This is a genomic window from Pseudomonas sp. SIMBA_068, from assembly GCF_046534705.1.
Lineage (GTDB): Bacteria > Pseudomonadota > Gammaproteobacteria > Pseudomonadales > Pseudomonadaceae > Aquipseudomonas > Aquipseudomonas putida.
In genome coordinates, this window is sequence record NZ_JAWRYI010001042.1 from 1 (window position 1) to 254 (window position 254).

Consider the following 254-nt stretch of genomic DNA (forward strand, 5'->3'; position numbering starts at 1 on the left):
CTGCATGGCCATGTCGGCTATGAGGAGGTCGAGACTAACGCCCAGGGCCGCGTATTACGCGTTCTCAAGCACACCGACCCGATCCCCGGCAAAAACATCGTGCTGAGCCTCGACGTCAAACTCCAGGAGGCCGCCGAAGAGGCCCTGGGCGACCGTCGCGGCTCGGTGGTGGCACTTGATCCACGTACGGGCGAAGTGCTCGCCATGGTCAGCAAGCCGAGCTTCGACCCGAACCTGTTCGTCACCGGTATCAG

1 protein-coding gene is annotated in these 254 nt (G+C 63.0%); it reads left to right on the forward strand.

Going from position 1 to position 254, the window contains the following annotated elements; genetic code table 11:
• Positions 1 to 254 (forward strand): penicillin-binding transpeptidase domain-containing protein (locus SB756_RS32615; protein ID WP_410913582.1); only part of this gene is annotated, 254 nt, incomplete at both ends.